The sequence below is a fragment of the Streptococcus mitis genome (assembly GCF_000722755.1).
Taxonomy (GTDB): domain Bacteria; phylum Bacillota; class Bacilli; order Lactobacillales; family Streptococcaceae; genus Streptococcus; species Streptococcus mitis_CM.
Map to the genome: position 1 here is coordinate 466,411 of NZ_JPFY01000013.1, position 14,698 is coordinate 481,108.

Genomic DNA, 14,698 nt, shown 5'->3' on the forward strand with positions numbered 1-14,698 from the left:
GTAATTAGACATAGAATTCTAGTGAGGTAAAAGATGTTCAAAAATTTTATCCAATCAATTTATGAAAAAGTTTATATTATTAATTTTGATAAATGTTCTCAAATACCTTGTTTGACTAATGAGGAGCTGAAAAAACTTGGGAAATGGTATGTCTCTACCGGTAAAGAATGGATTTGCCATTCAGACTATGAGCTAGAAGAATTTAAAAATATCTTTTTAAATTTTATCAGTCCTGAAGAACGGGATAATATCTCCTTTGATTCAGATTTTATGCCGTTTCAACAATCATAAAGAATCTAGGAAACTCTTTGTAAAAATCTTCATCAAAAAATGCGTCATATCAAGATTCTTATTTTCTTGATATGACGCATTTTATATTTTATCAATCCTCAGTTTTATGGTTTAGAAAGAATAATTTTTGTTTGTTTTGAAAGTTGTTCAAACGTTTCTTTGCTCAGTTTAGAATCTGAAACGATGGTATCAATATCAGAGATATTGTAGAAGGTATAGAAATCAAATTTATTGAACTTACTATGGTCAGCTAGTAAGTATTTTTTATTGGAATTATTGAGGGCGATGCGTTGAGATTCACCTTCCTCTTCACTAAAGGTCGCAATCGCATTGTCTTTAATACCATTACAGCTAACGAAAGCTTTAGAAAATTGGAGATTGGCTAGGTTTTGCAAGGTTAGTGTTCCGACAAAGGCTCCAGTGATAGAGCGGTAGTTTCCACCAATTAAAATCAAATCTGTTAGTTTTCGTTCGTTTAGAATGAGAAAGACTGGTAAACTGTTTGTTACAACACGAATATTATCAATTGGAAGTTCACGAGCAAAAGATTCCAAGGTTGTCCCTGGCCCAATAAAAATGGTTTCACCCTCATCAATTAAATGGCCTGCAAAACGGCTGATTTCTTGTTTTTCTGCGATTTGTAAGCTTTGTTTTTCAATATTGGAACGCTCATTATTTAAAATAGAACCTGTGCGAATTTTCTCAGCTCCACCGTGAACTCGAACAAGTAAATCCTTGTCTGCCAACTCTTGCAAGTAGCGTCTAGCAGTCATATCTGACACATCCAAGCGAGTCATGATTTCTTTTACAGTAATAGTTCCCTTTGTATTTACCGTTTCTAGAATATTATCTAGTTTTTCCTGCTTTAACATCGTTATCACCTCTATTTCTATTACTATTTTATCATAAAGTATTCAATCAATCAATTTAAAAAACAAAAGAAAACAAAAACAAAAATATCATGGTTGTTTTAAACAAGCCATGATATTTGTTATCAGTTCTGGGATAATTGAATTAGTTCAAACCGTAGTTGTAGTCATCGTCTTGCATAGCTTCAACTTCACCAAGAAGGTAACCATTTCCGACTTGTGAGAAGAAGTCGTGGTTGGATGTTCCTGTTGAAATACCGTTCATAACGATTGGGTTGACATCATCAGCTGAATCTGGGAAGAGTGGATCTTGCCCCAGGTTCATGAGTGCTTTGTTAGCATTGTAGCGAAGGAAGGTTTTGACTTCTTCCGTCCAACCAACACCGTCATAAAGACTCTCTGTATAACCTTCTTCATTCTCGTAAAGAGTGTAGAGCAGGTCGTACATCCATTCTTTGAGTTTTTCCTGCTCTTCTTCAGGTAATTCATTGAAACCGAGTTGGAATTTATATCCGATGTAGGTTCCGTGAACAGACTCATCACGAATAATCAATTTAATGATTTCCGCAACGTTGGCTAGTTTGTTGTTACCGAGATAGTAGAGGGGAGTGAAGAAACCAGAGTAGAAGAGGAAGGTTTCAAGAAAGACGCTGGCAACTTTCTTTTCAAGTGGGCTACCGTTTAGGTAGATTTCGTTGACAATCTCAGCCTTCTTTTGTAGGTAAGGATTGGTATTAGTCCATTCGAAAATTTCTTCAATCTCAGCCTTAGTATTTAAGGTAGAGAAGATTGATGAGTAAGATTTAGCATGGACAGATTCCATAAATTGGATGTTATTGAAAACAGCTTCCTCATGTGGTGTACGGATGTCCGCGCGAAGGGCTTGAACCCCAGTTTCAGATTGCATAGTGTCGAGAAGGGTTAAACCACCAAAGACTTTTCCTACCAAGTCTTTTTCTACATTTGATAGCTTTCTCCAGTCATCCAAGTCGTTTGACAAGGGAATACGTGTATCGAGCCAGAATTGTTCCGTCAGTTTTTCCCAAGTTGATTTGTCGATGACATCTTCGATGGCATTCCAGTTAATGGCTTTGTAGTAAGTTTCCATTTTGAAATCTCTTTCTGTGTTTAGTATTGCGAACTCACAATTACTTCTATTTTATCATAATTCTAGAGGAGTATCGCACAAAAAGTCGGAAGCCCGACTTTTTTGTTTTTCCATAGTATAGATGCTTATTCTAGTTTAGTTTAGCAGGGTGAATGAATCACTTATCTGAGAAAATGTAGTTTCCTCAAGCAAAGATTAAATCACACAGCTTTCACATTGGTTAGCACCGACTTCTCCACCATCATCTGTAAAGGTACGGACGTAGTAGATAGACTTGATTCCCTTGTTAAAGGCATAGTTACGAAGGATAGACAAGTCACGTGTCGTTTGTTTGTTTTCTTTCTTCCATTCGTAAAGTCCTTTTGGAATGTCACTACGCATGAAGAGGGTGAGTGAAAGTCCTTGGTCCACGTGCTCAGTCGCAGCGGCGTAAACATCAATCACCTTACGCATATCCATGTCGTAAGCAGAAGTGTAGTAAGGAATGGTTTCTGTTGACAAGCCAGCAGCAGGATAGTAGATTTTACCGATTTTCTTTTCTTGTCGTTCTTCGATACGTTGCGTAATCGGGTGGATAGAAGCAGAAACGTCGTTGATGTAACTGATAGAACCATTTGGAGCTACAGCAAGGCGGTTTTGGTGGTAAAGACCATCTGCTTGAACCTTGTCGCGAAGTTCAGCCCAGTCAGTGGCACTAGGGATAAAGACATCTTTGAAGAGTTCTTTAACACGGTCTGATTTTGGAACAAATTCGCCAGTCACATACTTGTCGAAGTAGCTTCCCTTAGCATAGTCTGATTTTTCAAAGTTGTGAAAGGTGATGCCACGTTCACGAGCGATATTGTTTGACTCAACCAAAGTCCAGTAGTTCATAAGCATGAAGTAGATGCTTGTAAATTCAACAGACTCAGGGGATCCATATTCAATAAGTTGTTGGGCAAGGTAGCTGTGAAGTCCCATGGCACCAAGACCAAAGGTGTGGGCTTGGCTATTTCCATGGTCAATCGTTGGTACAGCTACGATGTGCGAACTATCTGTAACGAAAGTAAGGGCACGAACCATAGCACGGATAGAACGACCAAAGTCAGGGGAAGTCATCATGTTTACTACGTTGGTTGAACCAAGGTTACATGAAACATCCGTTCCCATTTGAAGGAATTCTTGAGCATCGTTGATCAAGCTTGGTTCTTGGACTTGAAGAATCTCAGAACACAAGTTACTCATAATAATCTTACCATCAACTGGGTTTGCACGGTTAGCCGTATCAATGTTGACTACATAAGGGTAGCCAGACTCTTGTTGCAATTTAGAGATTTCAGTTTCCAAATCACGCGCCTTGATTTTTGTCTTGCGGATATTTGGATTTGCGACTAGTTCATCGTATTTTTCAGTGATATCGATGTAGTTAAATGGCACACCGTATTCAAGTTCTACAGAGTATGGGCTGAAGAGGTACATTTCTTCATTTTTACGTGCTAATTCGTAGAATTTATCGGGCACCACAACACCAAGTGAAAGGGTCTTAACACGAACTTTTTCATCGGCGTTTTCTTTCTTAGTTGAAAGGAAGGCGATGATATCAGGGTGGAAGACGTTGAGGTAGACAACACCAGCACCTTGACGTTGACCCAATTGGTTTGAGTAAGAGAAGCTATCTTCGAAAAGTTTCATAACTGGAACGACGCCAGAAGCAGCTCCTTCATAGCCTTTAATAGGTGCGCCAGCTTCACGAAGGTTGCTGAGGGTAATTCCCACACCACCACCGATACGTGAAAGTTGAAGAGCTGAGTTGATAGAACGTCCGATAGAGTTCATATCATCAGTTACTTGGATCAGGAAACATGATACCAATTCACCACGACGAGCACGTCCAGCATTCAAGAAGGAAGGAGTAGCCGGTTGGTAGCGTTGGTGGATGATTTCATTGGCAATATCGATGGCAATAGCTTCATTCCCATCAGCAAAATAAAGGGCGTTAAAGAAGACACGGTCTTCCATGCTTTCAAGATAATATTCACCGTCATTAGTCTTTAAGGCGTATTGATTGTAAAACTTATAAGCTGCCATGAAAGACTTGAATTGGAAGTTTTGGTCTTTGATAAATTGAGACAATTCTTCCAAAAATTCTGGACGGTATTTCTTGATAAAGGCTGTTTCGATGTAGTTGTGTTCAATGAGGTAGTTGATTTTATCCTTGATTGAATCAAAAACCATAGTGTTTGGAACTACATTTTCTTTAAAGAAGGCATCCAAGGCTTCCTTATCTTTATGAAGCATGATTTGTCCATTAACAGGACGGTTGATTTCGTTATTGAGACGGAAGTAAGTTACGTCTTCAAGATGTTTTAATCCCATAAAATTTCCCTTATCTAATTACAAAAGAAAGGCTTCTAAGTTAGCCCTAGAAGCAGTTTCTTCTGGATGATGTACTAAGATTATGCTAATTGTTTCAATTTTCCTGGTTGGAAACCTGAAAAGACTTCAGTTGGTGTTTGGATAACAGGAGCTGCGCTGAAACCGAGCTCTTTAACTTGATCGATGTACTCAGGTTGCTCATCAAGATTGATTTCACGATAAGCGACATTATTACTGTCCAAGAAACGTTTGGTCATTTTACATTGGACACAGTTGTTTTTAGAATAAACGGTTACCATTGTGTAACTCCTCTTTCAAAATAGATTACTTTCTTAGTATATCAGAAAATAAATTTTTGTCAATGATTTGAAACTAAATATAGTGGTCTATTTTTCTACTCAAGCTCACAAAACACAATATGTAGTGTTTGTTTTTGTGAGATAGTGATAATTATCCTATAAGTTGTTTTTTGAAAAACTATATCCTGTGTTTTGTTATCTAGAATAGAAGATTTTCAGCAAGTTATCTGAAAGGAAATCGAATAAATCCCATAAAATGCTTGAAAAAAATCCTAGAAGATGATATAATACCAAATTGTAAGGGTTATCACATATAACTCAAAAAAGAAAGAACAAAAGGAGAGTCAAACTATGGCTTCTAAAGATTTCCACGTAGTGGCAGAAACAGGTATTCACGCACGTCCAGCAACATTGTTGGTACAAACTGCTAGCAAATTTGCTTCAGATATCACTCTTGAGTACAAAGGTAAATCAGTTAACCTTAAATCAATCATGGGTGTTATGAGTCTTGGTGTTGGCCAAGGTGCTGACGTAACTATCTCAGCTGAAGGTGCAGATGCAGATGATGCTATCGCTGCAATCTCAGAAACAATGGAAAAAGAAGGATTGGCATAAGGAAAATGACAGAAATGCTTAAAGGAATCGCAGCATCTGACGGTGTTGCAGTTGCAAAAGCATATCTACTCGTTCAACCGGATTTGTCATTCGAGACTGTTTCAGTCGAAGATACAAACGCAGAAGAGGCTCGTTTGGATGTAGCTCTTGAAGCTTCTCAAAACGAGCTTTCTCTTATCCGTGAGAAGGCTGTAGGTACGCTTGGTGAAGAAGCGGCTCAAGTTTTTGACGCTCATTTGATGGTTCTTGCTGACCCAGAATTGATTGGTCAGATTAAAGAAACAATCCGTGCTAAGAAAGTCAATGCTGAAGCAGGTCTTAAAGAAGTGACTGACATGTTCATCACTATCTTTGAAGGAATGGAAGACAATCCATACATGCAAGAACGTGCAGCGGATATCCGCGACGTGACAAAACGTGTGTTGGCTAACCTTCTTGGTAAAAAATTGCCAAACCCAGCTTCTATCAATGAAGAAGTAATTGTGATTGCGCATGACTTGACACCATCTGATACAGCTCAATTGGACAAAAACTTTGTAAAAGCTTTTGTAACAAACATCGGTGGACGTACAAGCCACTCAGCTATCATGGCACGTACACTTGAAATTGCAGCTGTATTGGGAACAAATAACATCACTGAAGTAGTGAAAGACGGTGATATCCTTGCCGTTAACGGTATTACTGGTGAAGTGATTATCAACCCAACAGATGAACAAGCGGCAGAATTTAAAGCAGCTGGTGAAGCTTATGCTAAACAAAAAGCTGAATGGGCACTTTTGAAAGATGCTCAAACAGTAACTGCTGACGGTAAACACTTCGAGTTGGCTGCTAACATCGGTACTCCAAAAGACGTTGAAGGTGTTAACAACAACGGTGCAGAAGCTGTTGGACTTTACCGTACAGAGTTCTTGTACATGGATTCTCAAGATTTCCCAACTGAAGATGAGCAGTATGAAGCATACAAGGCTGTTCTTGAGGGAATGAATGGTAAACCAGTGGTTGTTCGTACAATGGATATCGGTGGAGATAAGGAACTTCCTTACTTCGATATGCCACACGAAATGAACCCATTCCTTGGATTCCGTGCCCTTCGTATCTCTATTTCTGAAACTGGAGATGCAATGTTCCGTACACAAATCCGTGCCCTTCTTCGTGCTTCTGTTCATGGTCAATTGCGTATCATGTTCCCAATGGTTGCCCTCTTGAAAGAATTCCGTGCAGCTAAAGCAGTTTATGAAGAAGAAAAAGCAAACCTTCTTTCTGAAGGAGTTGCAGTTGCGGATGACATCCAAGTTGGTATCATGATTGAAATCCCTGCAGCAGCAATGCTTGCAGACCAATTTGCAAAAGAAGTAGACTTCATGTCAATTGGAACAAACGACTTGATCCAATACTCAATGGCAGCAGACCGTATGAACGAGCAAGTTTCATACCTTTACCAACCATATAACCCATCAATCCTTCGCTTGATCAACAACGTTATCAAGGCAGCTCACGCTGAAGGTAAATGGGCTGGTATGTGTGGTGAGATGGCTGGTGACCAAAAAGCTGTTCCACTTCTTGTCGGAATGGGCTTGGATGAATTCTCTATGTCAGCAACATCTGTACTCCGTACACGTAGCTTGATGAAGAAATTGGATACTGCTAAGATGGAAGAGTACGCAAACCGTGCCCTTACAGAGTGTTCAACAATGGAAGAAGTTCTTGAACTTCAAAAAGAATACGTTAACTTTGATTAATCGAAAAGTCCTTGCAACTAAGTTGCAAGGTTTTTTTATAGTTTAAAATCATAAAATCTATTAACTAGTTCATAAAATGCTTGACAATAAAAAAAACGGAGTAGAATATTAACTAGTTAAATAACTAGTTAAGGAGTTTTTATGAAGAAACAAAATTTGTTTTTAGTGTTGTTAAGTGTCTTTCTTTTGTGTTTAGCTGCTTGTGGGCAGAAGGAGAGCCAGTCAGGTAAAGGGATGAAAATTGTGACTAGTTTTTATCCTATCTATGCCATGGTCAAGGAAGTATCTGGTGACTTGAATGATGTTCGAATGATCCAGTCAAGTAGCGGAATTCACTCCTTCGAACCTTCAGCAAATGATATTGCAGCCATCTATGATGCAGATGTCTTTGTCTACCATTCGCATACACTTGAATCTTGGGCGGGAAGTCTGGATCCCAATCTAAAAAAATCCAAAGTTAAGGTTTTAGAGGCTTCAGAAGGAATGACATTGGAGCGTGTCCCTGGTCTAGAAGATGTGGAAGCAGGTGATGGAGTTGATGAAAAAACGCTCTATGACCCTCACACTTGGCTAGATCCTGAAAAAGCTGGCGAAGAAGCCCAAATTATCGCTGATAAACTTTCAGAGGTTGATAGTGAACACAAAGAAACTTACCAGAAAAATGCGCAAGCCTTTATCAAAAAAGCTCAAGAATTGACTAAGAAATTCCAGCCTAAATTTGAAAAAGCGACTCAGAAAACCTTTGTAACCCAACATACGGCCTTTTCTTATCTAGCGAAGAGATTTGGACTTAATCAACTTGGTATTGCAGGCATCTCTCCAGAACAAGAACCAAGTCCAAGACAACTAACAGAAATTCAGGAATTTGTTAAAACCTATAAGGTTAAAACAATTTTTACAGAAAGTAATGCTTCTTCGAAAGTAGCTGAAACTCTTGTTAAATCAACAGGTGTGGGTCTTAAAACTCTGAATCCTTTAGAAGCAGACCCACAAAACGATAAGACTTATCTAGAAAACCTAGAAGACAATATGAGTATTTTAGTAGAAGAATTGAAATGAGGAGATTATGAAAATCAATAAAAAATATCTAGCTGGGTCAGCAGCTGCACTTGTTTTAAGTGTCTGTGCTTATGAACTAGGTTTGCATCAAGCCCAAACTGTAAAAGAAAATAATCGTGTTTCATACATTGATGGTAACCAACCAAGCCAAAAGGCAGAGACTTTGACACCTGATGAAGTCAGTAAAAAAGAAGGTATAAATGCTGAGCAAATTGTTATCAAGATTACGGACCAAGGTTATGTGACTTCTCATGGAGACCATTATCACTACTATAATGGCAAGGTTCCTTATGATGCTATCATTAGTGAAGAACTGCTGATGAAAGATCCAAATTATCAGTTGAAGGATTCAGACATTGTCAATGAAATCAAGGGTGGCTATGTGATTAAGGTAGATGGTAAGTATTATGTCTATCTAAAGGACGCAGCACATGCTGATAATGTTCGAACAAAAGAAGAAATCACTCGTCAGAAGCAGGAACACGGTAGTAATCACGGAGGTGGTTCTAGCGATAAAGCAGTAGTCGCTGCCAGAGCTCAGGGCCGCTATACAACAGATGATGGTTATATCTTTAATGCATCTGATATCATTGAGGATACGGGTGATGCCTATATCGTTCCTCATGGCAATCATTTCCACTATATTCCTAAGAGTGACTTGTCTGCCAGTGAATTAGCTGCTGCTCGAGCCTTCCTAGCTGGGAAAGGTAGTCAAACAAGCTCAGTTGGGTATCGTCCTTCAACAAATTCTTCTAGCAGCTCATCAGAGGCATCAAATAGTAGTTCATATGGACAAACGAATCAAAGCAATGTTGAGGCAAATACCAGAAGATGGACTCCAACTGTTAGCTCACAAGTGGATAATAGCTATCAAGCTAGTCCGAGTGAAGACGTATCCAGTCTCTTGAAACAGCTTTATGCCTTGCCGCTTAGCCAACGACATGTGGAATCAGATGGACTTGTCTTTGATCCAGCGCAGATTACAAGAAAAACTGCAAATGGTGTTGCAGTGCCTCACGGAGACCATTATCACTTTATCCCTTATTCTCAAATGTCTGATTTAGAACAGAAGATTGCGAGAATGATTTCTGAAAATTATCAAGGAAATCATACTACTGCAGGTGGTAAAGAATTAAAACCAATTCCGACTCCAAGCCTTCCAAATTTAATTCCATCTCCTGTTTTGCCAGCTCTTAGCTTAAAACCTTTGAAACCTATTGTAAAACCGGCTCCTACTCCAAATCCTAAAATAGACTCAAATTCTGCTTTGGTTAGTCAGCTAGTACGAAAAGTTGGAGAAGGATATGTTTTCGAAGAAAAAGGAATCTCACGCTATGTTTTTGCGAAAGATTTACCATCTGAAACTGTTAAAAATCTTGAAAGCAAGTTATCAAAACAAGAGAGTGTATCACACGCTTTAACTGCTAAAAAAGAAAAAGTTGCTCCTCGTGACCAAGAATTTTATGATAAAGCATATAATTTATTGGCCGAGGCTCATAAAGCCTTATCAGAAAATAAGGGTCGTACTTCTGATTTCCAAGCCTTAGACAAATTAGCAGAACGCTTGAATGATGAATCGACTAATAAAGGAAAATTGGTAGATGATTTATTGGCATTCCTAGCACCAATTACCCATCCAGAGCGACTTGGAAAACCAAATTCTCAAATTGAATATACCGAAAACGAAGTTCGTATTGCTCAATTAGCTGATAAGTATACAACGTCAGATGGTTACATTTTTGACGAACATGATATTATCAGTGATGAAGGAGATGCCTATGTAACACCTCATATGGGCCATAGTCACTGGATTGGAAAAGACAGCCTTTCTGATAAGGAAAAAGCTGCAGCTCAATCTTATACTAAAGAAAAAGGGATTTTACCTCCGTCAGCAGACGCAGATGCTCAAGCAAATCCAACTGGAGATAGTGCAGCGGCCATTTACAATCGTGTGAAAGGGGAAAAACGAATTCCACTCGTTCGACTTCCATACATGGTCGAGCATACAGTTGAAGTTAAAAATGGTAATTTGATTATTCCTCATAAGGATCATTACCATAACATTAAATTTGCTTGGTTTGATGATCATTCATACAAGGCTCCAAATGGTTATACTCTAGAAGACTTATTTGCGACGATTAAGTACTATGTTGAACATCCTGATGAACGTCCACATTCTAATGACGGATGGGGAAATGCCAGCGAGCATGTCTTAGGTAAGAAAGACCACAGTGAAGATCCCAAAAAGAACTTCAAAGCGGATGAAGAACCAGTAGAGGAAACACCTGCTGAGCCAGAAGTTCCTCAAGTAGAGACTGAAAAAGTAGAAGCCAAGCTCAAAGAAGCAGAAGCTTTGCTTGCGAAAGTAACGGATGCTAGTCTGAAAGGCAATGCGACAGAAACCCTAGCTGGTTTACGAAATAATTTGAGCCTGCAAACCATGGATAATAATGGTATCATGGCAGAAGCAGAGAAATTACTTACGTTGTTAAAAGGTAGTAATCCTTCACCTGTAAATAAGGAAAAAACAAACTAATGAAAAATGGGAGTCTCGATAAAGAGGCTTTCATTTTTATTATGTATATACGAAAAATTCTTGACAAGCAGTACTAAAAAGAGTAAACTATTAACTAGTTAATTAACTGGTTTATTATGTTATGGTGAATCAAATAGAGTTAAGAAAAGAGGAAAGAATGAAAATCAATAAAAAATATCTAGCTGGGTCAGCAGCTGCACTTGTTTTAAGTGTCTGCGCTTATGAACTAGGTTTGCATCAAGCTCAAACTGTAAAAGAAAATAACCGTGTTTCATACATTGATGGTAAACAACCAAGTCAAAAGGCAGAAAATTTGACACCTGATGAAGTCAGTAAAAAAGAAGGTATTAATGCCGAGCAAATTGTTATCAAGATTACGGATCAAGGTTATGTGACTTCTCATGGAGACCATTATCATTACTATAATGGCAAGGTTCCTTATGATGCTATCATTAGTGAAGAACTGTTGATGAAAGATCCGAATTATCAGTTGAAGGATTCAGACATTGTCAATGAAATCAAGGGTGGCTATGTGATTAAGGTAGATGGTAAGTATTATGTCTATCTAAAGGACGCAGCACATGCTGATAATGTTCGCTCAAAAGAAGAAATCACTCGTCAGAAGCAGGAACACGGTAGTAATCACGGAGGAGGTTCTAACGATAATGCTGTAGTCGCTGCCAGAGCTCAAGGCCGTTATACAACAGATGATGGTTATATCTTTAATGCCTCTGATATCATTGAGGACACGGGTGATGCCTATATTGTTCCTCATGGTAATCACTTCCACTATATTCCTAAGAGTGACTTGTCTGCCAGTGAATTAGCTGCTGCTCGAGCCTTCCTATCTGGAAAAGATAATCAACCAAGCTCAGTTGGGTATCGTCCTTCAACAAATTCTTTTAGCAGTAGTGTATCAGTGACATCGAATAGTGGTTCAGATGGACAAACTAATCAAAGCAATGTTGAGGTAAATACCAGAAGATGGACTCCAAGTGTTAGCCCACAGGTGAATAATAGCTATCAAGCTAGTCAGAGTGAAGACGTATCCAGTCTCTTGAAACAACTTTATGCTTTGCCACTTAGCCAACGACATGTGGAATCAGATGGGCTTGTCTTTGATCCGGCGCAGATTACAAGAAAAACTGCGAATGGTGTTGCAGTGCCACATGGAGATCATTATCACTTTATCCCTTATTCTCAAATGTCTGACTTAGAGCAGAAGATTGCAAGAATGATTTCATTAAAAGGACAAAATATTGGAAACAACAAGCCAGTAAATACCCAAAAGCCAACAAACAGTACAGTTGAGCATACATTTTTAGGAAATTCAATTAAGGCTTATGGTAAGGGTCTGGATGGCAAACCATACGATACTAGTGATGGATATGTATTTAGTAAAGATTCTATCTATTCAGTTGATAAATCAGGCATTATAGCGAGACATGGAAATCATTTCCATTATGTGGGATTTGGAGAGTTAGAACAATTTGAACTAGATGAAGTTAGCAAGTGGATGAAGGAAAAAGGTCAACCTAATGATAGTGTTATTCCTTCAGAGAAAATGAATAACAAAGAAAAACCAAAATTTGATTCAAAAAAAGTGACTGGTAAAGTGACTAAAGATGGTAAAGTTGGTTATGTTCTTAAAGAAAACGGAAAAGAATATTTCTATTCTCGAGACGAACTTGATCTTACTCAAATTGCTTTTTCTGAACAAGAACTCATGCTTAAGGATCGAGATCATTATCGTTATGATATAGTAGAGACAGGGATTAAACCAAGATTGGCTGTAGATGTCTCAAGTTTGCCGATGCATGCAGCGAATACCACCTATGATACTGGAAGTTCATTCATTATTCCACACATTGATCATATTCACGTTGTGCCTTACTCATGGTTAGAGTCTGATCAAATTGCAACTATTAAATATGTAATGCAGCACCCTGAGGTTCGTCCCGAAGTTTGGTCTAAACCAGGCCACGAGGACTCAGGCTCAGTTATTGCTAATGTAACTCCTCTTGAAAAACGCTCTGGAATGCTGAATTGGCAAATTATCCATTCTGCCGAAGAAGTTCAGAAAGCTCTTGCAGAAGGTCGATTTGCAACTCCAGATGGTTATATTTTTGATCCGAAAGATGTATTGGCAAAAGAAACTTTTGTATGGGGAGACAAATCATTTAGTGTTCCAAGAGCTGGAGGTGGTTCATTGAGAAGCATCACTAAATCCGACTTATCAGAAGTAGAATGGAAACAAGCGCAAGACTTAATTGCCAAAAGAATGAAAGAAAAGGACTCCAAAACTGAAACATCTACACATCCTAATGAAGAATTAAAAACTGATTCAAACAATACTGAAAATAGTGATAAGAATAAGACTGCTGTAGATAAAAATGAGGAGCAACCGAAGAAAAATATAGGGGAGAATGAGACTGGTATAACCAACGAAATTCCTTCAGTAAATAAAGAAAATTCCAAAGAAGAAAATGACGATGATTTACCAGACTATGGGTTAGATAAAGTAACTTTAAATGAACATATAGAAAAGTTAGCAAAAATTGCCCAAATTGATCCTAAGTTTCTAATCTTTCAACCAGAAGGGGTTCAGTTTTACAATAAAAACGGTGAATTAGTGATGTATGATATTAAGACACTAAAACAAATAAAACCTTAAAAGATTTTTATTAGTTATAATCTATTCGAAAGGATATTGTTCTATTTTTGATAGAATAATGTCCTTTTCTTTGTTAAAAAAGCTGGGGTTCACTGTCTAAAAAATGAATCAAAGAGTCCTAAAACAGTGATTTTATTTTTGACGATTAAAATTCTTGACATATTTTCTAAATAAAGATAAACTATTTACTAGTTAATTAAATGGTTAAACACTAGTTAAGGAGTTATAGTGAAAAAGAGGACAATTTTAGTATTGATGACCAGTGTATTGGCTCTGGTATTAGCCGCTTGTGGCCAAAAGGAAAGCCAGTCAGGTAAAGGGATGAAAATCGTGACCAGTTTTTATCCTATCTATGCCATGGTCAAGGAAGTATCTGGTGACTTGAATGATGTTCGAATGATTCAGTCAAGTAGCGGAATTCACTCCTTTGAACCTTCAGCAAATGATATTGCAGCCATCTATGATGCAGATGTATTTGTCTACCATTCGCATACACTTGAATCTTGGGCAGGAAGTCTGGATCCCAATCTAAAAAAATCCAAAGTTAAGGTTTTAGAGGCTTCAGAAGGAATGACATTGGATCGAGTTCCAGGGCTAGAGGATGTGGAAGCAGGTGAGGGAGTTGATGAAAAAACACTTTATGACCCTCACACTTGGCTAGATGCTGAAAAAGCTGGCGAAGAAGCGCAAATTATCGCTGATAAACTTTCAGAGGTTGATAGTGAGCACAAAGAAACTTATCAGAAAAATGCGCAAGCCTTTATCAAAAAAGCTCAAGGATTGACTAAGAAATTCCAGCCTAAATTTGAAAAAGCGACTCAGAAAACCTTTGTAACACAACATACGGCCTTTTCTTATCTAGCGAAGAGATTTGGACTTAATCAACTTGGTATTGCAGGCATCTCTCCTGAACAAGAACCAAGTCCAAGACAACTAACAGAAATTCAGGAATTTGTTAAAACCTATAAGGTTAAAACGATTTTTACAGAAAGTAATGCTTCTTCAAAAGTAGCTGAAACTCTTGTCAAATCAACAGGTGTGGGTCTAAAAACTCTGAATCCTTTAGAGGCAGACCCACAAAATGACAAGACTTATCTAGAAAACCTAGAAGACAATATGAGTATTTTAGCAGAAGAATTGAAATGAGGAGATT

The 14,698-nt window shown here is 38.2% G+C and carries 11 protein-coding genes; 7 read left to right on the forward strand and 4 right to left on the reverse strand.

The features are described 5' to 3' along the window. Positions 1–33: 33 nt before the first annotated feature. Positions 34–291, forward strand: a complete 258-nt coding sequence (locus tag SK578_RS05520) for a DUF3884 family protein (RefSeq protein ID WP_078238621.1) — start codon at positions 34–36, stop codon at positions 289–291. Between the two features lie 104 nt (positions 292–395). Here SK578_RS05520 and SK578_RS05525 read toward each other — a convergent pair whose 3' ends face one another. From SK578_RS05525 to nrdH, 4 genes are all read right to left on the reverse strand, one after another. Next, complete coding sequence (locus SK578_RS05525) at positions 396–1,163, reverse strand: DeoR/GlpR family DNA-binding transcription regulator (RefSeq protein WP_004262459.1); 768 nt, start codon at positions 1,161–1,163, stop codon at positions 396–398. 142 nt (positions 1,164–1,305) lie between these two features. Continuing rightward, positions 1,306–2,268 (reverse strand): class 1b ribonucleoside-diphosphate reductase subunit beta, encoded by a 963-nt coding sequence (gene nrdF, locus SK578_RS05530; protein WP_004262458.1) that lies wholly within the window; start codon positions 2,266–2,268, stop codon positions 1,306–1,308. Positions 2,269–2,463: 195 nt separating this feature from the next. After that, positions 2,464–4,623 carry a class 1b ribonucleoside-diphosphate reductase subunit alpha gene (gene nrdE, locus SK578_RS05535; protein ID WP_042751091.1) on the reverse strand — a complete coding sequence of 720 codons (2,160 nt, stop codon included), beginning with the start codon at positions 4,621–4,623 and terminating at the stop codon, positions 2,464–2,466. 80 nt (positions 4,624–4,703) lie between these two features. Beyond that, positions 4,704–4,922, reverse strand: a complete 219-nt coding sequence (gene nrdH / locus SK578_RS05540; RefSeq protein WP_000259240.1) for a glutaredoxin-like protein NrdH — start codon at positions 4,920–4,922, stop codon at positions 4,704–4,706. A gap of 351 nt (positions 4,923–5,273) precedes the next feature. Here nrdH and SK578_RS05545 point away from each other — a divergent pair, with 351 nt between their 5' ends. From SK578_RS05545 to adcAII (SK578_RS05570), 6 genes are all read left to right on the forward strand, one after another. Further along, complete coding sequence (locus SK578_RS05545) at positions 5,274–5,537, forward strand: phosphocarrier protein HPr (RefSeq protein WP_000146947.1); 264 nt, start codon at positions 5,274–5,276, stop codon at positions 5,535–5,537. 5 nt (positions 5,538–5,542) lie between these two features. Then, positions 5,543–7,276, forward strand: a complete 1,734-nt coding sequence (ptsP, locus tag SK578_RS05550) for a phosphoenolpyruvate--protein phosphotransferase (protein ID WP_042751092.1) — start codon at positions 5,543–5,545, stop codon at positions 7,274–7,276. Positions 7,277–7,417: 141 nt separating this feature from the next. Then, positions 7,418–8,335, forward strand: coding sequence for a zinc-binding lipoprotein AdcAII (adcAII, locus tag SK578_RS05555; RefSeq protein ID WP_042751093.1), 918 nt, complete (start codon positions 7,418–7,420; stop codon positions 8,333–8,335). 7 nt (positions 8,336–8,342) lie between these two features. Further along, positions 8,343–10,871 carry a pneumococcal-type histidine triad protein gene (locus tag SK578_RS05560; protein ID WP_042751095.1) on the forward strand — a complete coding sequence of 843 codons (2,529 nt, stop codon included), beginning with the start codon at positions 8,343–8,345 and terminating at the stop codon, positions 10,869–10,871. A gap of 157 nt (positions 10,872–11,028) precedes the next feature. Further along, positions 11,029–13,545 (forward strand): pneumococcal-type histidine triad protein, encoded by a 2,517-nt coding sequence (locus tag SK578_RS05565; RefSeq protein ID WP_042751097.1) that lies wholly within the window; start codon positions 11,029–11,031, stop codon positions 13,543–13,545. 255 nt (positions 13,546–13,800) lie between these two features. After that, entirely contained in the window at positions 13,801–14,691 is an 891-nt protein-coding gene (gene adcAII, locus SK578_RS05570) for a zinc-binding lipoprotein AdcAII (RefSeq protein ID WP_410467844.1), read from the forward strand. The last annotated feature ends 7 nt before the right edge of the window (positions 14,692–14,698 follow it).